Annotated in this window: 17 protein-coding genes; 5 read left to right on the top strand and 12 right to left on the bottom strand. The window is 62.9% G+C overall.

The window, feature by feature from the left end:
• Positions 1–170: 170 nt before the first annotated feature.
• From IM737_RS13520 to IM737_RS13490, 7 genes are all read right to left on the bottom strand, one after another.
• Positions 171–602: an iron chaperone gene (locus IM737_RS13520; protein ID WP_236894481.1), complete on the bottom strand. Its 432-nt coding sequence runs from the start codon at positions 600–602 to the stop codon at positions 171–173.
• A 74-nt stretch (positions 603–676) separates the two neighbouring features.
• Positions 677–1,729 carry an ABC transporter ATP-binding protein gene (locus tag IM737_RS13515; protein WP_236894480.1) on the bottom strand — a complete coding sequence of 351 codons (1,053 nt, stop codon included), beginning with the start codon at positions 1,727–1,729 and terminating at the stop codon, positions 677–679.
• A gap of 9 nt (positions 1,730–1,738) precedes the next feature.
• A complete protein-coding gene (locus tag IM737_RS13510; protein ID WP_236894479.1) occupies positions 1,739–2,824 on the bottom strand; it encodes a Gfo/Idh/MocA family protein in 1,086 nt (361 codons plus the stop codon).
• A complete protein-coding gene (locus IM737_RS13505; protein WP_236894478.1) occupies positions 2,821–3,840 on the bottom strand; it encodes a Gfo/Idh/MocA family protein in 1,020 nt (339 codons plus the stop codon). The genes IM737_RS13510 and IM737_RS13505 overlap by 4 nt, the downstream gene beginning before the upstream one ends.
• Positions 3,841–3,844: 4 nt before the next feature.
• A complete protein-coding gene (locus IM737_RS13500) occupies positions 3,845–4,618 on the bottom strand; it encodes a carbohydrate ABC transporter permease (RefSeq protein ID WP_236899924.1) in 774 nt (257 codons plus the stop codon).
• 106 nt (positions 4,619–4,724) lie between these two features.
• The gene (locus tag IM737_RS13495) at positions 4,725–5,672 is read right to left on the bottom strand and encodes a carbohydrate ABC transporter permease (protein ID WP_236894477.1); all 948 of its coding nucleotides are present in this window, start codon (positions 5,670–5,672) and stop codon (positions 4,725–4,727) included.
• A gap of 4 nt (positions 5,673–5,676) precedes the next feature.
• Positions 5,677–6,966, bottom strand: a complete 1,290-nt coding sequence (locus IM737_RS13490; protein WP_236894476.1) for an ABC transporter substrate-binding protein — start codon at positions 6,964–6,966, stop codon at positions 5,677–5,679.
• 452 nt (positions 6,967–7,418) lie between these two features.
• Between IM737_RS13490 and IM737_RS13485 the strand changes: the two genes are divergently transcribed.
• Positions 7,419–8,342 carry a LysR family transcriptional regulator gene (locus IM737_RS13485; RefSeq protein ID WP_236894475.1) on the top strand — a complete coding sequence of 308 codons (924 nt, stop codon included), beginning with the start codon at positions 7,419–7,421 and terminating at the stop codon, positions 8,340–8,342.
• A gap of 135 nt (positions 8,343–8,477) precedes the next feature.
• Here IM737_RS13485 and IM737_RS13480 read toward each other — a convergent pair whose 3' ends face one another.
• Positions 8,478–9,140: a TetR/AcrR family transcriptional regulator gene (locus IM737_RS13480; protein ID WP_236894474.1), complete on the bottom strand. Its 663-nt coding sequence runs from the start codon at positions 9,138–9,140 to the stop codon at positions 8,478–8,480.
• Positions 9,141–9,334: 194 nt separating this feature from the next.
• On the opposite strand from IM737_RS13480, the gene IM737_RS13475 reads away from it, so the two are divergent.
• The 3 genes from IM737_RS13475 to IM737_RS13465 all read left to right on the top strand — a co-directional run bounded on the left by IM737_RS13475 (position 9,335) and on the right by IM737_RS13465 (position 12,635).
• Entirely contained in the window at positions 9,335–10,486 is a 1,152-nt protein-coding gene (locus IM737_RS13475; RefSeq protein WP_236894473.1) for a Gfo/Idh/MocA family protein, read from the top strand.
• Positions 10,487–10,641: 155 nt separating this feature from the next.
• A complete protein-coding gene (locus tag IM737_RS13470) occupies positions 10,642–11,811 on the top strand; it encodes a dihydrodipicolinate synthase family protein (protein WP_236894472.1) in 1,170 nt (389 codons plus the stop codon).
• Complete coding sequence (locus IM737_RS13465) at positions 11,808–12,635, top strand: sugar phosphate isomerase/epimerase family protein (protein WP_236894471.1); 828 nt, start codon at positions 11,808–11,810, stop codon at positions 12,633–12,635. Before IM737_RS13470 ends, IM737_RS13465 begins: the two co-directional genes overlap by 4 nt.
• A 52-nt stretch (positions 12,636–12,687) precedes the next feature.
• Here the strand turns inward: IM737_RS13465 and IM737_RS13460 are convergent, their stop codons facing one another.
• The 4 genes from IM737_RS13460 to IM737_RS13445 form a co-directional block, all read right to left on the bottom strand.
• The gene (locus IM737_RS13460; protein WP_236894470.1) at positions 12,688–13,089 is read right to left on the bottom strand and encodes a hypothetical protein; all 402 of its coding nucleotides are present in this window, start codon (positions 13,087–13,089) and stop codon (positions 12,688–12,690) included.
• A gap of 112 nt (positions 13,090–13,201) precedes the next feature.
• Positions 13,202–14,395 carry a class I SAM-dependent RNA methyltransferase gene (locus tag IM737_RS13455; protein WP_236894469.1) on the bottom strand — a complete coding sequence of 398 codons (1,194 nt, stop codon included), beginning with the start codon at positions 14,393–14,395 and terminating at the stop codon, positions 13,202–13,204.
• Positions 14,396–14,607: 212 nt separating this feature from the next.
• Positions 14,608–15,126, bottom strand: coding sequence for a DUF4189 domain-containing protein (locus IM737_RS13450; RefSeq protein ID WP_236894468.1), 519 nt, complete (start codon positions 15,124–15,126; stop codon positions 14,608–14,610).
• Positions 15,127–15,172: 46 nt separating this feature from the next.
• Positions 15,173–18,097 carry an FAD-binding and (Fe-S)-binding domain-containing protein gene (locus IM737_RS13445; RefSeq protein ID WP_236894467.1) on the bottom strand — a complete coding sequence of 975 codons (2,925 nt, stop codon included), beginning with the start codon at positions 18,095–18,097 and terminating at the stop codon, positions 15,173–15,175.
• Between IM737_RS13445 and IM737_RS13440 the strand changes: the two genes are divergently transcribed.
• Positions 18,089–19,015, top strand: coding sequence for a DUF6597 domain-containing transcriptional factor (locus IM737_RS13440; protein WP_236894466.1), 927 nt, complete (start codon positions 18,089–18,091; stop codon positions 19,013–19,015). The two genes, IM737_RS13445 and IM737_RS13440, sit on opposite strands and share 9 nt — an antisense overlap.
• The last annotated feature ends 4 nt before the right edge of the window (positions 19,016–19,019 follow it).

The following is a 19,019-nucleotide window of genomic DNA, read 5'->3' as shown; positions in this document are numbered from 1 at the left end:
ACCATGAGGGCTACTGCTTGCCAGCAATAATTGGCCCCAGTCGTCCTCATGGTGAGGTGCGAGTTCTTCACGAGCCTCGAACCACGAGGACGAGGCACAATAGTCCATGCCTGCTGACATGACGTGCCAGCAGGCTGAGTTTCGACAGCAACAGGCGAGAATTCAAGCGATCAGGCGCCAACGGCCTTCCGGATCAGTCCGGCAATGACCTTCTCATCGGCTGGCGTCAGCTTGGTCAGCGCGAAAGAGGTGGGCCACATGGCGCCGTCGTCGAGCGTGGCGGCCTCCTGAAACCCGAAACTGGCATAGCGGGTGTCGAACTTGCCGGCGGCGGTGAAGAAGCACACCACCTTGCCATCGGCATTGGCCCAGGCCGGCATGCCGTACCAGGTCTTGGGCGACAGGGACGGGGCATGCTCCTTGACCAGGGCATGCAGGCGTTCGGCGATAGCACGGTCGCTGTCGCCCATTTCGGCGACCTTGGCGAGCAGGTCAGCTTCGCCATCGCCCTTCTTGCCTTTCTTGCGCTCCGACTTGGCCGCCTGCATCGCGTCCAGTTCGGCGTCGGAGAAGGTTTTGCTCGACTTGGGCTTTGTCGCCATGATGTCCCTCACGCAGAGTGTGGGCCTCACCTCATCCGAGATGGGCCGCAAGCGCAAGCGGCAGGTGCGGCTGGCTAGATGGCGTTACCGTCCGCATTGAACAGATGCAGCCGTGCCGGATCAATATGGACCGAGACCGTCGAGCCCAGTTCGACCGGCCGCTGGCCTTCGAGCACGATGTTGATCGTCTGGTTATCAGCTGTCGTGGCATAGACCACCGTCTGGCCGCCCAGATTTTCCACCAGATCGACCCGCACATCGGCCAGCTTGATGCCGCTGCCTTCGGTGAGCGTGATGTGTTCCGGACGAACGCCCAGTGTGGTGGCGCCGGCCACGTTGCGCGGCAGCGTCACGCTATTGCCGGCAATCTTGAGGCCCGCGCCATCGGCACTTGCCGTCAGGAAGTTCATCTTGGGCGAGCCGATGAAGCCGGCGACGAACAGGTTGCGCGGATTGTTATAGAGCTCGAGCGGCGCGCCGGCCTGCTCGATCACGCCCGAACGCAGCACCACGATCTTGTCGGCCATGGTCATGGCCTCGACCTGGTCATGGGTCACATAGATCATGGTGTTACCCAAGTCGTTGTGCAGCTTGGCGATCTCGACGCGCATCTGCACGCGCAGTTCGGCATCAAGGTTCGACAGCGGCTCGTCGAACAGGAAAATCCGGGGTTCGCGCACAATGGCGCGACCGATGGCGACGCGCTGGCGCTGGCCACCGCTGAGCTGCTTGGGCTTGCGCTTGAGCAGCGGCTCGATCTTGAGGATTTCGGCGGCCCGCGCCACGCGCTGGGCGATTTCCGCCTTGGGCATCTTGGCCGTCTCCAGCCCGAAGGCCAGGTTCTGATAGACGTCCATATGCGGATAGAGCGCGTAGCTCTGGAACACCATGGCGATGCCGCGCTTACTGGCCGGGATCTCGTTCATGCGCTGGCCATCGATCAGGAGGTCACCCCCGGTGATCGGCTCGAGCCCGGCAATCATGCGCAGCAGGGTGGACTTGCCGCAGCCTGAGGGGCCGACGAAGACGGTGAAATCACCCGGCTCGATCGTCAGGTCGATGCCGTGGATGACCTTGACGTCGCCATAGGCCTTTTCGATTTTGCGCAGCTCGATATCGGTGGCCATTGATGTCTCCTAGGCAGCGCGGAACTGGGCGGGCACCCAGCTCTCATAGAGCGGATGGCCGGGGCCGATCGGCAGGACCACGTCTTCATGCGTGGTCGAGGAATGATAGAAGGCTGTCACCAATTCGAGCGAGCGGCGGGAATCCTTGCTGGTCACCGGCAGCGGTCTGATGCCGACCAGCGCGTCGTGGAAGCGCGCCATCTGGGTCTGAAAGCGGCTCGGGACGTGCTTCCAGTTTGCCAGCAGCGCCTCGATCTTGGCCGCCGTCTCGGGATTGCGCGGCATGATCTTCCACAGCTTGTCGCCGGGATTATAGGCGGCGTGGTCGCTCTCGAAGCTGACATTCTCGAAGGCCAGGCGAATGCGGGTCATATCGTCGGCCGAGCCGAGCGTGGCGGTGAGGCTGGCCAGCGCGCCCGACTTCATCACCAGCGAGGCCGAGATGGTGTCTTCGACCTCGATCGGATTGACGCGGGTGGCGACACGACCGAACACGTTGCTGATGTCGCCCATGAGATACGTAAACAGGTCATGCGGGTGGATGGCATGGCCCATCAGCACTCCACCCAGCTCGGTCGCCCACTTGCCGCGCCACGGCACGGCATAATAGGGCGCATCGCGCCGCCACAGCGTTTCGACCGTGCCCATGAATGGCTTGCCGGCAATGCCGGCATCGATGATCGCCTTGGCCTGCTCGATGCCATCGCCGAAGCGATACTGGAACACGGGCATCAAGAGGCCCTTGCTCTGCTCTTCGAGCGCGATGATCTGATCGACCTGGGCCAAGGAGCCGACCAGCGGCTTTTCGCAGATCACGTGCTTGCCGGCCTTGAGCGCATCGGTGACCATCGAGAAGTGCAGGCCCGGCGGTGTGCAGATGTCGATGATGTCGATATCGTCCATGGCAAGGACGTCTTCGAACTTGGTCATGCGGCGCTCGATGCCGAATTCGTCGGCAACGCCGGCCATGCGCTCCACATTGAGATCGCAGAGCGCCATCACCTTGAACTTGTCGGCATTGGGCACATAGCCCTCGACGATATGGCTGCGGCCGATGCCGACGCCGATTACCGCGACGTTGAAGACCTTGCTCATTGTGCCCACTCCGTGCCGCGTTCGGCCAGTTGCTGCGCCGTCAGCGCCATTTTCATCGCGTTGAATGCGCGTTCCTGAGGCATAGCCGTTTCCGTCCGGTCACGCACGTCATTGAGGAACTGCCGCCCGAAGGGCCGATCGACCTGCGAGCAGTCGATATGGCGCGGGCCATCCCGATTGACGATGAACAGGTGGTCGGTGCCCGGCTTGCCCGCGATGTCGATATATTTGCGCAGCTCGATATAGCCCTCGGTGCCAAGGATGGTCAGCCGGCCGTCCCCCCAGGTGGGCAGGCCCGTCGGCGTGAACCAGTCGACCCGGATATAGCCCGACGTGCCCTCGGCGCGCACATGGGCGTCGCCCACATCCTGCAGGCCCGGCTTTTCCGGATGGCCGCGATTGGCAACGGTGGCCGAGACGACCTCGCCGTCCATGGCATTGGAGAAGAACAGGAACTGCTCGAACTGGTGGCTGGCGATATCGCAGAGGATACCGCCATAGCGCTGACGCTCAAAGAACCAGTCCGGGCGATTGTTGAGGCGCAGCGAGTGCGGCCCCAGGCCCACGGTGTTGATGACCTTGCCGATGGCGCCCTGCGCGATCAGGTTGCCGGCTTCAACCGTAGCGCGCACCTCGAAATGTTCGGAATAGAGCACGCTATAGATGCGACCGGTTTCCTTCTGCACGCGCCTGATCTCGTCGAGCTGGGCAAACGTCGTCATGCCAGGCTTGTCGGTTAGCACGTCCTTGCCGTGCTGCATCGCCGCGATCGAAATCGCCGCACGGTCGGCCGGAATGGCCGAGGTCAGCACGACGGCAATCGATGCATCCTCGAGGATGGCGCGCGGATCGCCGACCCGCCTAGCCTCGGGATATTTGGCGCCGAAGGCCGCCGCGAGATCGTCCTCGACAGCATGGAAGGCGACGAACTGGGCGCCCGCATCCTTGAGGCAGTCCACCTGCCCATAGATATGGGCGTGATTGATGCCGATGGCGGCAAACTTGATATCGGTCATAGGTCTAGCGTTTCATACCGGTAGTGGCGATGCCCTCGATGAGCAGTCGCTGGAAGAACAGGAAAAACAGGAAAATCGGCACGATCGACAGCACGCTCATGGCGAACAGTCCGCCATAGTCGCTTTCGCCGGTCGAGTCGGTGAAGGTGCGCAGGCCCAGCATGACAGTGTAGGTCTTCATCTCGCTGAGATAGATCAGCGGCCCGAAGAAATCGTCCCAGGTCCAGATGAAGGTGAAGATTGCGGCAGTGGCCAGCACCGGCATGGACAGCGGAATGATGATCTTCCAATAGATGCGCCAGGGCGAGCAGCCGTCCATCTGGGCCGCTTCGTCCAGTTCCTTGGGCAGGCCGCGGAAGAACTGCACCATCAGGAAGATGAAGAAGCCGTCGGCGGCAAGGAATTTTGGCACCACGAGGGGCAGGAACGTGTTGACCCAGCCGAGCTGGCGGAACAGCACATATTGCGGGATCAGCGTCACCTGGTAGGGCAGCATGAGCGTCATCAGCATCATGGCGAACCAGAAGTTCTTGAACTTGAAGTTCAGCCGGGCAAAGGCAAAGGCCGCCATCGAGCAGGCCAGCACATTGCCGACGACCGACAGGCCCGAAATGATGAAGCTGTTGATGTAGAAGGTGGAAAAGCTGGTGCGCAAGCCGTTCCAGCCGCGGATATAGGAGTCAATGCTCCAACTGGACGGCCAGATGCTGGCCGAGGTGAAGATTTCGTTTTCCGGACGAAACGATGCCGCCAGCAGCCAGAGCAGCGGATAGAGCATCAGGATCGACACCGCGATCAGCGCGACGTGAGTCAAGACCGAGACGATCTTGCGCTGGGTCGGCGTCAGCTGGCGCTCGCCGACCACGGTGAGTTTTGGGGCGATATCACTCATCGTAGTGCACCCAGTACTTTGACGTCAGGAACGAAAAGGCGGTGAATACGCCCACCAGCGCCAGCAGCACCCAGGCCAGAGCCGAGGCATAGCCCATGCGGAAGAAGCCGAAGGCCTCCTGGTAGAGATAGAGCGTGTAGAACAGCGTCGAATTGATCGGATTGCCGGTGCCGCCCGAGATGATGAAGGCCGGCGTAAAGCTCTTGAACGCCTCGATGGTCTGGATGATGGCGTTGAAGAACACGACCGGGGTCAGCAGCGGCAGCGTGATCTTGATGAACTGGCGCCACTTGCTGGCGCCATCGAGACTCGCCGCCTCATACATGTCGGTCGGGATTTGCCTGAGGCCAGCGAGGAAAATGATCATCGGCGAACCGAACTGCCATATCGCGAGGATAATGATGGTCCAGAGCGAATAATTCGGGTTCGAGATCCAGCTCGGACCGACAATGCCGAAGATGGACAGGAAGTCGTTGACCAGGCCGTCGCGCGCAAAGATCTGCCGCCACAGGATGGCGATGGCCACCGAGGCGCCCAAAAGGCTCGGTAGATAGAACAGCGCGCGATAGAGCGGCAGACCTCGCATGCCGCGATTGAGCAGCATGGCCACAGCAAGCGCGAAGGCGAGCTTGAGCGGAACCGAAAAGATGACGAACATCATGGTCACGCGCATCGACGTCCAGAATTTGGGATCGGCAGTGAGCATGCGGACATAGTTGTCGGCGCCGACCCAGTCGGGCGAGGTCAGCAGGTCGAAATCGGTGAAGCTCAGATAGAGCGAGGTGATGATCGGCCCGATGGTCAGGCCAAGGAAGCCGATCAGCCAGGGCAGCAGGAACAGGTATCCGGGGGCATCGTTTTGCCAGATCCGGGACCAAAGGGAGGGGGTGGCCGCGCGCTCCCTTGCGGGAGCGCCCGATTGAAGGGAGCGCGCGGTCATATCATTATGCTCGGCTGAGGATGTCGGTTGCGCCGGTGACGAGTTCGGCACCAGCCTGTTCCGGCGTCTTGGCGCCGAAGCCGACTTCCTGACCCAGCGTACGGATCAGCGACGAATCGACTTCACCGGCAGCAGCCGGCGGCGGCGGCGGCAGCGGGCCAAGTAGGTCGCCCAGGTTGGCCACGAAGTTCAGGGCGATCTGGCTCTGCTCGTCGAGGGTCGGTGCAACCAAATCGCGGGACGCGGCAACACAGGGGATACCGCGTTCGACGCCCAGTGCCTTGACCGCTTCCGCATCGGAGATGAAGAAGTTGAGGAAGTCGGCCGCTGCCTCCTTGTTGGCGGACGAGCCGGCAACCGAGAAGAACATGGACGGCTTGCGGTAGTGACCACCACCAACGCCGGGCGCGATGCGCGGATAGCCGATCATGCCCAGCTTGTCCTGCACGACGGCCTGGTAGCCTACGAGCTGGTTGGAGTTGGACGGCATGAGCGCAGCTTTGCCCAGCACGAGCATGGTCGATTCCACGGCGCCGGTATCGAGCGCCTGGTCTTCGGCGGAAACGCAGACGCCGGCTTCCCGCAGCTTGGCCCAGAGCTGGTACCATTCGACGGCATCGGCCTCGTCAAAGCCGAGCTTGCCATCGGCAGTATAGAGCGCCTTGCCGCGCTGGCGCAGCCAGTTGTCGAGCATGGGTTCAGTATAGGACGCGTCCGATATCGCCTTCATGCCACCACGGACATTGGCTGAGTTGAAGGCCTCGCCAATGGTCATCAGGTCGTCATAGGACCAGGCATTGGTCGGCGGTTCGATACCAACTTCCTCGAAAGCCGCGGTATTGATCAGCGTGGCGACCGAGTTGGCGCCCAGCGAAATACCATAGAGCTTGCCATCGACCTTGCCGCCTTCGAGCTGATCGGCATCGAAGCTGGAGAGATCAAGCACGCCGCCAACGAATTCATCCAGCGGCGCAATAGCGTTACGCTTGGCGTATTCGACGATGTAGCGATAATCCATCTGGATCACGTCGGGGGCATTGCCGCCGGCAGTCTGGGTGGCCAGCTTGGGCCAGTAGTCGTTCCAGGCGAGGAATTCGCCTTCGACGGTCGTGCCCTTGGCAGCGGTGTAGAGGTCGGTCACGACATAGGTACGGTCGGCACGAGCCTGGCCGCCCCAGAAGGTGAGGCGCAGGTTCGAAGCCTGAGCCCAGCTCGGCATGACGCCGGCCGCACCGGCGGCCACCAGGGCAGAGCTGCCCATCAGGAATTTGCGGCGATCGATAGAGATAGTCATCAGGTTTCCTCCCATGAACTTTTGGTCGTTCCGGCCTGCGGAACAGATATGACGCAGCGACCTCCCCGCCGCTAAATCACTAACCGGTTACATACCCGCGCATCCCAACTAAGCTGTCAAGAGCGGGCCTAAGCGCCTTCTGCTGAAATGCCATCACGCAAAATCCACAAAATAACCGGCTGGTTACGACATAGCACACTGATTTGACGCGGCGCAATCGACTTGTATGGAAGATTGCCGAAGTCGTGAATGCGAACGTCCGGCGCCTATCGCGCCCTGATAATTGCCTGCTTTGCTTATACTTTTGCGGCCAACACCTCCGGCCGACAGCACCTCGCCTCCGTCGCCGTTGGTCGGCGATCCTCACGTATGAATGAAAGTTTGGACCAGACTGGACCAAAAGAAAAATACGAAATATCCTGCGCACTATAGAGTTTATCTATGGGGTAAGGGTGGACAAGCTGCTCAACCAATTCCTGGCAGTGGCCGAGGCCGGCACCATCAGCGGCGCGGCGACGGCGCTCTTCGTCACGCAGCCGACGCTGACCTTCAATATGAAGAAGCTCGAAGAGACGATGGGCGTGCCGCTACTGACCCGCTCGTCGCGCGGCGTCGAACTCACGCCCTATGGCGAGACGCTTTACCAGAACGCGCGGCTGATGCGCCGCCTCTACGACAACACGCTCAAGGCCATCGAAAACCAGCGCGGCCGCACCGAGCAGGGCCTCAGCATCGGCACCGGCTATTCCTGGTGGACCTTCTTCATCCGCGACATGGTGGTCGAGTATTCGCAGAGCTTTCCCAATTCGCGCATCCATGTGAGCCTGGGCAACCAGCTGCGCTGCATGGACCAGTTGCTATCAGGCGACATTTCGCTGTTCGTCGCCCACGAAATTGAAGGTCTCAACCGCAGCACTGGGGCGCGGTTCATTCCGTTGGCCGAGATCGGTCAGGGCTATTTCGTGCGCGCCGGTCATCCGTTGCTGCGGGCGCCCCGCAGCATCGCCGAGATCGAGGCCTATCCGGCCGTCACCAGTTCCATGCCCGAAACCCGGCACCAGCGCTTCTTCGAAACCTGGAGCCGCACCACCGGCAGCAGCGCCGCCTTCGACCAGGGCAAATATGCCTTTGCCTCCAACTCGCTGGCCGCCTGCCTCGATTTCGTCGCCCGCACCGAAGCGGTGATCAACCACACCGACGTGATGGAAGCCGAATTCGAGCGCCGCGGCCTCAAGCGCGTCACCGTCACCGAACCCACCCGCCGCAGCATGATCGGCATCTATGTGCTGAACGAGCGGGCCGACGAACCAAGGGTGGCAGATTTGATTGCGTGGCTAGAAGCTGCGGCAAGGGCGGCGCTGCCGGCCTTGGGGTAGACCGTGCCACGCCCTCGTGGTTCGAGGCGCTGAAGAAGCGCACCTCACCATGAGGGCTGTTGTTGGTTCGGTGTCCCGTAGTCCTCATGGTGAGGTGTGAGCCCTTCGCGAGCCTCGAACCACGAGGGCGTGGCACTACCCCGACCGCGTCCGCAGATAGTCCACCACCATCTGCACCGCCTGGGCCTCGCGCTCCTGCACCATGTCGATACCGGACAAATCGCGCGAAAAGATCACCGACAGCGTCGCCATATTGGACACGTAGAAGAATCCCAGCGCGGCGATCGAGATGTAGAGCTGCACCGGATCGACGTCGCGGCGGAAAATGCCGGCATCGGCGCCGCGCTCGACGATGGTGCGGATTTGCCCCACCAGCGGCGAATGCAGGGCCTGGATATCCGGCAGGGTCTTCAAGAACCGAGCATTCTCGATGTTTTCCGTGCCGAGCAGGCGCGGGAACCAAGGATTGGCCAGGAAGTGCCGAAAGGTAAAGCGCACCAGCCGGTCCATGGCGTCGACCGGACCGAACTGGTCGAGACTCAGCGCCCGCTCGCCCCGCCTTATCTCCTGATAGGCGTCGAGCAGCACCGCCCGGTAGAGATCTTCCTTGTTGCCGAAGTAATGGTAGAGCAGCCGCTTGTTGGCACCGGCCAGGGCCGCGATGGCATCGACCCGGGCGCCCTCAAAACCCCGCTCGGCAAATTCGGCCCGACCGGCGACAAGGATCGCCGCCTTGGTCTTTTCCGAGTTCCTGGCGCGTTTGACAGGCGCTGCTTTGTCCGCGAGCCGCTGGTCCATATCCCCTCGCATGCGAACGGGTCGGTTACCCAGGCATGTTCTGGTCCTGAGATAACAGCGCCGGCCGGTGGGGTAAAGGGTGAGGCGGAACTGACCATTCGCCGTAGGCCCACAACGACGCTTGACGTCGCCCTTGTGTGGCGTGTAGCTAAGTAACTAATCAGTTACACGCCTGAAACGGCACGGAGGATTTTATGGCGGACAGACGGCTCGGACTCATCATGCACGGCGTCACCGGACGGATGGGCTATAACCAGCATCTGGTGCGTTCCATCCTCGCCATCCGCGATCAGGGCGGCGTGGCGCTCAGCAATGGCGACCGCCTGGTGGTCGATCCGATCATCGTCGGTCGCGATGCCGACAAGATCGAGCGCCTGGCCAAGAAGCACAACATCGCCCGCTGGAGTTCCGACCTCGACGCCGTCCTCGCCAATCCCGAAGACACTGTGTTCTTCGATGCCGGCACCACGCTGATGCGCGCCAGCCTCATCGAAAAGGCGCTTGCTGCCGGCAAGCATGTCTATTGCGAAAAGCCGACCTCGGACTCGCTCGAGATTGCCGTCAATCTTGCCAAGACTGCCCGCGCCTCGGGCCTCAAGCATGGCGTCGTGCAGGACAAGCTGTTCCTGCCAGGCCTCATGAAGCTCAAGATGTTGCGCGACAGCGGGTTCTTCGGCAAAATCCTCTCGGTCCGCGGCGAGTTCGGCTACTGGGTGTTCGAGGGCGACTGGCAACCGGCGCAGCGCCCGAGCTGGAATTACCGCAAGGCCGATGGCGGCGGCATCATCCTCGATATGCTGTGCCACTGGCGCTATGTGCTCGACAACCTGTTTGGCGAAGTGCAGGCCGTTTCGTGCCTGGGCGCCACCCACATTCCCGAGCGCGTCGACGAAAAGGGCAACCGCTACAAGGCCGATACCGATGACGCCGCCTATGCGACCTTCGAGCTCGAAGGCGGCGTGGTCGCCCAGATCAACTCGTCCTGGACCACCCGCGTCCGCCGCGATGACCTCGTGACCTTCCATGTCGACGGCACGCACGGTTCGGCCGTGGCCGGCCTCCACAAATGCTGGAGCCAGCACCGCGTCAACACGCCCAAGCCAGTGTGGAACCCCGACCAGCCGCAGACGATGAACTTCTTCGGCGATTGGGAAGAAGTCCCCGACAACTGGCCAGCCCAGAACGGCTTCAAGGCGCAGTGGGAAATGTTTTTGAAGCACGTCGCCGAAGACGCGCCATGGGAATACGGTCTCGAAGCTGGCGCCAAGGGCGTGCAGCTAGCGGAATTGGGCCTCAAGAGTTGGGCCGAACGCCGCTGGCTCGATGTGCCGAAGCTGGAGTTCTAGCCACCGGACACCCCACCCACGATGTCATTCCGGCGAAGGCCGGAATCCATGCGGTGAACGCCCCGCACGCTCGGCGTCTCGGCGGACCACGGACATGGATCCCGGCCTTCGCCGGGATGACATCGAGTTTGTTGAGACTTTTGAGGAAGTCGAACATGACCACCATCAACCTGCCCAATGCCGACCGCTCCATCACCAGCTACACGCTGACAGGCGAGCCCATCCCCTTCGTCCGCCACAAGGCCACGGATTTTTCCCGCATCGCCTATGCCGCAGCGCATGTCGTCGCCGACCCGCTGGCCAGTAACGACCCCTGGCTCACCCCTGCCATCGACTGGGATACGACGCTCAAATTCCGCCATCGCCTCTGGGATCTCGGCCTCGGCGTCGCCGAGGCCATGGATACCGCGCAGCGCGGCATGGGCCTGACCTGGACCGACGCACAGGAGCTGATCCGTCGCGCCCAGGCCGAAGCCCGCAGCCGCGATGATAGCCTCATCGCCTATGGCGCCGGCACCGATCACCTGATGCCCGGCCCCAATGTCACCATCGACCAGATCATCGACGCCTATGAAGAGCAGGTCGGCTTCGTCGAGGGCCAGGGCGGCCGCGTCATCCTGATGGCGTCACGCGCCCTCGCCACCGCCGCCAAGTCGCCGGATGACTATGCCCGCGTCTATGGCCGCATCCTCAGCCAAGTGAAACAACCCGTCATCATGCATTGGCTGGGCGAGATGTTCGATCCGGCTTTGCAGGGCTATTGGGGCAATGTCGACCACGACGCCGCCATGGATGTCTGCCTCGACGTCATCGCCGCCAATGCCCACAATGTCGACGGCATCAAGATTTCCCTGCTCTCGGCCGAGAAAGAGATCGCCATGCGCCGGCGGCTCCCCGCCTCGGTCAAGATGTATACCGGCGACGATTTCAACTATGCCGAACTTATCGCCGGCGACGATCAGGGCTATAGCCACGCCCTGCTCGGCATTTTCGACGCCATCGCCCCGGCCGCCTCGGCCGGCCTCGCTGCGCTCGGCAAGGGCAACAATAACGAGTTCTTCGACCTGCTCGAACCCACCGTGCCGCTCAGCCGCCATATCTTTGCGGCGCCGACCCGGTTCTACAAAACCGGCGTGGTGTTCCTCGCCTATCTCAATGGATTGCAGGACCATTTCGCCATGATCGGCGGCCAGCAATCGACCCGCTCGGCCCAGCATCTGTCTGAACTCTTCCGCCTTGCCGACAAGGCCCGGGTTCTCGCCGATCCCGATCTGGCGGCATCGCGCATGCGCGCCGTCCTCGCGGTGCATGGGGTGGCGGCATGAGTGCCGACACCGTCATTTCCCTGAACCTCGCCACCACCCGTCAGGTCTGGGGTTTTGCCGACGCCGTCGACGGCTGCCTCCGCGCCGGCATCACCGCCATCTCGCCCTGGCGCGACCAGATATCAGCCATCGGCCTCGCCGAAGCCGCCAATATCGTCAAGACCAACAAGATCCAGGTAACCGGCGTTTGCCGCGGCGGCATGTTCCCGGCCGAGACGGCAGCTGGTCGTCAGGCCAATATCGACGATAATCTCCGCGCCATCGACGAAGCTGCCGCGCTCAATGCCGATTGCCTGGTTCTGGTTGTGGGCGGATTGCCTGGCGCCTCCAAGGACATTGCCGGCGCCCGCCAGATGGTCACCGACGGCATCGCCGCCATGCTACCGCACGCCAAGGCGTCCGGCATCAAGATCGCCATCGAGCCGCTGCACCCCATGTATGCGGCCGATCGGGCCTGTGTGAACACCATCGATCAGGCGCTCGATACCTGTGAGATCCTCGGCGAAACCGTGGGCGTCGCCATCGATGTCTATCATGTCTGGTGGGATCCGAGGCTGGCCCAGGCCATTGCCCGCGCCGGCCGTATGAAGCGCATCTTTGCCCATCACATCTGCGACTGGCTGGTACCGACCAAGGACATGCTGCTCGATCGCGGCATGATGGGGGACGGGGTCATCGACCTCAAGGGCATCCGCAAGATGATCGAAGATGCCGGCTTTCATGGCCCCCAGGAGGTGGAAATCTTCAGCCAGGACAACTGGTGGAAGCGCCCAGGCGATGAAGTCCTATCCGTGATCAAGGATCGTGTCGCGACGGTCTGCTAGACAAGCAAAAGCCCCGGACGGCGTCCGGGGCTTTTCAGTATGCGCTGAAGACTTACGACGATGCGCGATTGTACGGCAGCGTCTGGCACAGGATTGCCGCGCGGCAGCCCTGGATCTCGATCGTGTTGGCGCCAACCTGGGTTACGGTGGCCTCGGCACTGATGCCGCCGGCGGTCAGGGCGCCCTTCCACTGGCCTGGGGCAACCTGCTCTGCCTGCATCACCTGCTTGCCGACAAAGGCCAGGTTTTCAGGTGTCGCAGACTCACCCTCAAGGTTGGTCAGGACACCGCAAAGGTCCGTGCCGGACTCGCCGCACAGCGAGAATTCGAACGACGTGCCGTAGGTGTCGACGAACAAGCCGTCAGGTGTGGCCGATGCGTCCTGGGCAAAGCTGGGCATTGCAGCAGCAGCGCAAAGAACGGCGGTGGCAAGAGTGGTCTTGAGAAAGTTCATACGTATACTCCAAGCGAAAACGCCCGCCCGACGCAGTCGCTATTGATGTTATTGACAGTAGGCCAACGCACTCAGAGTCAGATCGGTTGCGTTGACGACGCTGCATACCTGCCTAGCGGCGAAATGTGGCAGCAATCTCGATGTGCGTAGACTGGGAGAACTGGTCGACTGCGACAATTCCGCCCACTTTGTAGCCGCCACCAACCAGAATGGCCGCATCGCGGGCAAAGGTGCGCGCATCGCAGGCAACCATCACCACCGTCTTGACCTTGGACTTGGCCAATTCCCTGACCTGCGCCTCGGCGCCGGCGCGCGGCGGGTCAAGCACCACCGCTTCATAGGGCAGTTCGAACTGGGTCAGCGGCTCGCGATACAGGTCGCGCGCCTTGGCCGTCACCTCACGGATGCCCTTGGTGAAGCGCCATGCCTTTTCGAGGGCGGCAATGCCGGGCTTGTCGCTATCGAAGGCCGCCACCGGCCGCTGCTCTGCCAGCCGCAGCGCAAACGGACCAACGCCGCAGAACAGGTCGGCCACGGTCTTGGCCTTGCCCACCGCCTCGAGCACATAGTCAGCCAGCACCTGCTCGGCTGCTTCCGTCGCCTGCAAGAAACTGCCGATCGGCAGTTCCACCTGCGCCTTGCCCATTTGCACGATCGGTGGCTGCGCCTGCAGCACCATCTCGCCATTGAGCGCCAGTCGCGCCAGCTTGAAGCGCTGCACCAGCGGCGCCACCCGGTCGGCCCGCGCCTGCTTTTTCTCGCTGCGAATAGCAACGTCGAGCCCTGATAGCGTCGCGGCGAAGCTCACATCGGCCTCACCCACCGCCTGCATCACGGCCCGCGCGATATCGGGCGCCTTGGCCAGCCCAGCCACCAGGATCGGGCAGGTATCGAGGTCTTCCACCTCATGGCTGCGCAGCCGCATATAGCCAGCGCCTTCGCGCCGCGCATGCAAGGTTGCCCGCCGCCTGCCATCGCCCGATGCATCGATGAAGCGGCTGACTCTTTCGTCGATGCCGGCGAAATGCAGCGGCGTCTCCACCAAGCCGATCTTGAAGGCCTCGTAGCTTGGTCGGTTCATATGCTGCAGCTGGCAGCCGCCACAGGCGCCAAAATGCGGGCAGAAGGGCTCGATGCGGTTGGCCGCCGGCGTCACCACGCCCCGCAGCGTGCCGCGCTCGCCCTCGACGTCGATCTCAACGACTTCCTCGGGCAACGTCAGCGGCACAAAGACCTTGCGGCCCTCGATTTCGGCAACACCCTCGCCCTTATGGCCGAGGCTGGTAATGGTGGCAGTGATGGTCATTGGTGTCCGGGGCTTGCTGCGGCTTCAGTAACCGGTTTGCACCCAAAGGTCACCCCGCCTTGCGCCACGCCCTCGTGGTTCGAGGCGCTGAAGAAGCGCACCTCACCATGAGGCTGTTGTTAGTTCGGAGTATCAGTAGTCCTCATGGTGAGGTGCGAGCCCTTCGCGAGCCTCGAACCACGAGGGCGTGGCAACCTGCCATAGGCCGACCGCTACTCCACCACCGAAATTTCCGTGCAAGGGTCGCCATATTGCACACAGAGCCGTCGCGCTTCCTTGCGGGTCTGCTGCAGCGTGTCGTAGCTCCAGGCCGAACCGCAGCTGCGGCCATCTTCCGTCGCGTAGAACGACTTGGGTCCTGCCTGCTCCAGCCAGACCGCGTAGTCGGCCGTGCAGTCGCCGATCAGCACAGCGTCGCCCACCGTGACGCTGGGCAGCGGCGTCGCATCTTCGGCAACGACGACGCAACCGGGTGCGCCGGTGCTGTTGCAGCGGTCGAGAGCGTCGGTGCGCGCCTCATCAACTGTCGTATGCGCCCAGGCGGCGCCGCAGTCGACATTGTTGGTGGATAGCGCAAAGGCGCGAGGCGATGGCTGCGTCAGCCAGTCGCGATAAATCTCCACGCATTCGGGGCCCATCTGCTTGGGCGAGAACGCGGCCTGCGCCACGCTAACCGGGTAGCTGGCCAGTAGGAGTGCTACCGCCAGGAGTGTCCTCAAAAATGCTCGCATGTCCCATCTCCACGCCGCGCGCTGAGCCTAGCACAAGAAAAACGGACTAGGCGAGCGGTCGGCTGGCCCATTCGAGCAGGCTCGCCAGACCCACGAAAGGCACACCGGCATGCTCGCTGAGGCCCGAGGCACAGGTGCTCACGGTCGACACACCCAGCGTGCATCCAGCCGGGATATCGACCTTGGCAAAGCGCGTCGCATGCGCGTTAAGCTCGGGGAAGAACAATCCCTTGTCGCCCGCATAGCCGCAGCATGTCACCGAACTCAGCACCGCAATCTTGTCGGCGCAGGCGGCAGCAATGGCCTCGGTCATTGGCTGCTCGGCCAGTCGCTGTGCCGAGCAATTGTGATGCACCGCCACGGTGGGCAGCTTGCGCGTCACGGTTAGCCTGGGCAGCACCTGAGCCAGCAGGAATTGCGCGGAATCCAGCACCGGCGCATCGCCGGGAAACTCGCGCAGATGCTTGGCGCAGGTCGAAGCGTCGGTGACCACGCTCAGCCGCCCGGCATCCGACAAAGCCGACAGCTCGCGCTTCAGCTCGCCACCAACGCTGGCGGCCTGTTCTGGAAAGCCCTTGGACTGGAACGGCTGGCCGCAGCACTGGCCATTGAGATGCTCGGGCACGATCACGTCAAACCCCGCCCGCTCCAACAGCGCCAGCATCGCATCAGGCGCATCGAGCAGGTCATGCTCGGTCTTGGGCGCGCCAAACATGCGCGTGGCACAGCTGGGGAAATAGACGATCGATTGCCGCCCGGTCTGGGCGATGGGCACCGGGAAACCGGTTTGGCGCGGATCCTGTCGGTTCGGCGCGACCTTCGGCGCACCGGGTCCGTGGTGCAAGGCCCGCGACACGCGCGGCACATGGTTGCCGGTCAACCGCCGCGCCGTGTCGGTGATGGCTTCCACGGCAGACGCCGGAACCACCTTGCGCGCGACATCGGCCAGGCCCACCCCACCGCGCATCATGCTCTCGACCGCGCCGCGATGATCGGCCGCAAAGCCCGCCACCGACCTTGCTGTGCCGCCGCGCCGCTGCGCCCGCTGCCCGATGATCATGGTCCCAGTCTCGATGCCGACAGGGCAGCGCACTGAACACAGATTGCAGGCCGCACAGGTGTCGAGGCCGGGATACTGAAAATCCTCGTCCATGCGCTTGAGCAGCGCATCATCCTCGCCGCTGGCCCGCAGCCGTTCTCGTTCGCGGGTCACGGCGATGCGCTGGCGCGGCGACAGCGTCATCTGGTGGCTGGGACAGGCAGGCTCGCAGAACCCGCATTCGATGCAGAGATCGACCAGCTCGTCAGCCGGCGGCATGACCTTGAGATGCTTGATATGCACTTTGTCGTCGGCGTTGAGCAGCACGCCCGGATTGAGCAGCCCCTCGGGATCGAACAGCGCCTTGATCCGCCACATCAGCGCATAGGCCTTGCTGCCCCATTCGGCCTCGACAAAGGGTGCGATGGCCCGGCCGGTGCCATGCTCGGCCTTGAGCGAGCCGCCATACTGCACCGACACGAGGTCGCTCAAAGCCTTGGAGAACATATCGAATTTTTCCGCCGAACCCGGCTTGGAAAAGTCGTCGCTCATCTGGAAATGCAGATTTCCCGCCAGCGCATGGCCGAAGATGATCGCGTCCTCGTAGCCGTGGTCGTCGAGCAGTCCCCGCATGGCGACGACGAACTCAGCCAGGCGCTCAATCGGCGCCGCCACGTCCTCGGTCATCATCGCTGTGCCCTTAGGCCGCGCCGCGCCGCCGGTGGCAAAGAAGCCCTTGCGGATGTCCCACAAAGCGTGGCTTCTGACCTCATCGGTCGAAAAATCGACATGCGTCGCGCCATGCCGGCGCAGCAGGGCTAAGGCTTTGTCCGTCTCAGCCGCCAGCGTCGCCGCATCAGGCGCCGTCACGTCGATCAACACGGCCGGAGAATTGTCCGTCAACCACGGCAGCAGCGGCGCCATCGGTGGCAAATGCTCCACCGTCGCCAGCGCCCGCCGCTCAATATATTCGGCCGCCGTGACACCTGTCGTCACCTGCACCCCGCCATTGGCCATCTCGATGATCGCCCGCCCCGCCGATTGCGGATCGGGAAAGGGCACCAAAGCGGTCGCCTTGAACGGATGCTCGGGCACCGTGTTGTAGGTTACCTCGGAGACGAAACCGAGCGTACCCTCCGACCCCACCATCAGATGAATGAGAATATCGAGCGGGTCGTGATAGTCGACCAGCGCATTGAGCGAATAGCCGACCGTATTCTTGATGCGGTATTTCTTGCGGATCAGCGTCACGAGGTCCGGATCAGCCATCACCTCGTGATGCAGCCGGTGCAAGCCCTCCAGCATGCTGGCATGACTGGCGCGAAACGCATCGCGGCTCGCCGCATCGCCACTGTCGAGCATCGTCCCGTCGGTCAGCACGATCCGCAGCCGCGCCATGGTATGATAGGTGTTCTGCGCCACCCCGCAGCACATGCCCGACGAGTTGTTGTTGACCACGCCGCCGATCTTGCAGGTGGCCTGGCTGGCCGGATCGGGGCCGATCTTTTTGTTGAACGGTTTCAACGCCTTGTTGGCATTGGCCACGATGATCGCCGGCCCCAGTGTGATCTGCTCGGCGTCAGGATGGATATCGAGCTTGCGCCAGCCATCGCCCAAAACCGCCAGCACCCCATCGGTCACCGCCTGCCCGGACAGCGACGTTCCGGCCGCCCGAAAGGTAATCGGCAGCTTTTCCGCCCGCGCCGCGGCCATCACCGCCCGCACCTCGTCCTCGGAATTGATGAACACCACCACGGCGGGGATCAGCCGGTACGAGCTGGCATCGCCGCTCCAGGCGTAAGTCATGAGCGGATCAGTATGAATCCGGCCGCCCACCTTGCCCTTGAGCCGCGCAGCAACCCGCTCTCCGGCCGCCTGCCGGTCGGGGGTTTTCTGGTGAAGGGGTGGGGCGGAGAGGACGGCTTGCTGCATGCCCAAGAGCTAACATGTCAGCCGATCACTGCGAAGGGTCTTGTCAGCAGCCCGGCGCAGGGATTTGCTGCCATCATGGAAATGACCGTGCACCGTCCGGGTCCGCATCTCAGCGACTGTGTCGCGGCGATGATCCATTTTTCCGGCTTCATGCCCGATTTCCAGCGCGAGAAGCTGTTGCCCGATGGCATGATGGAGCTCGTGGTCGATCTCACCGACCGCCCCAAGCGGCTGTTCCGCGACGAGACCACCACTGCAGGCGACGATTTCCGTAAGGCGTGGATTTCTGGCGTGCATGGCAGGCCCATCGTCATCGAGGCGCAGGCCATGGCGGAGATGCTGGTCATCGCCTTCACGCCCGGCGGCGCAATGCCCTTCATCGGCGCCCCGACCGATGCGCTCACCGACAGCGTGTTCGGGCTCGATGCGGTGTTGGGCAGCAGTGCCACCAGCCTGCGCGACCGCGTGCTGTCGGGGCGTGATCCGCAGGCGATGTTCGCCCTGGCGGAGAGCTGGCTGCTCGAGCGCAGCGGCGGTGCGGCGAGGCGCGATCCGCTGATCGTGCACCTCACCCGCCGCATCGAGACGGGTGGCCTGCCAATCCGGGCATTGGTGGAAGAAACCGGCCGCTCCGAGCGCCACATCCAGCTGCTGACCCGACGCTGGTTGGGCACCAGCCTCAAGCACTATGCCCGCATGCGCCGCTTCCAGCGCGTCATTGGCGGCCTGACCGCGGGCATGGAACCCGACTGGGCCGATCTTGCAGGCGCCCAAGGCTACTTTGATCAATCCCATCTCAGCCACGAATTCGTAGCCTTTGCCGGTATGACGCCCGGCGCCTACGCGGCCCGTTATGCCGGGCTCACCGATTTCCTGCCCATTGTCGTCGCGCCGGATTGCGGAAATTTACAAGACTAAGACC

Source organism: Devosia sp. SL43, from assembly GCF_021729885.1.
Lineage (GTDB): Bacteria > Pseudomonadota > Alphaproteobacteria > Rhizobiales > Devosiaceae > Devosia.
This window is presented reverse-complemented; position numbering and strand designations above follow the sequence as displayed.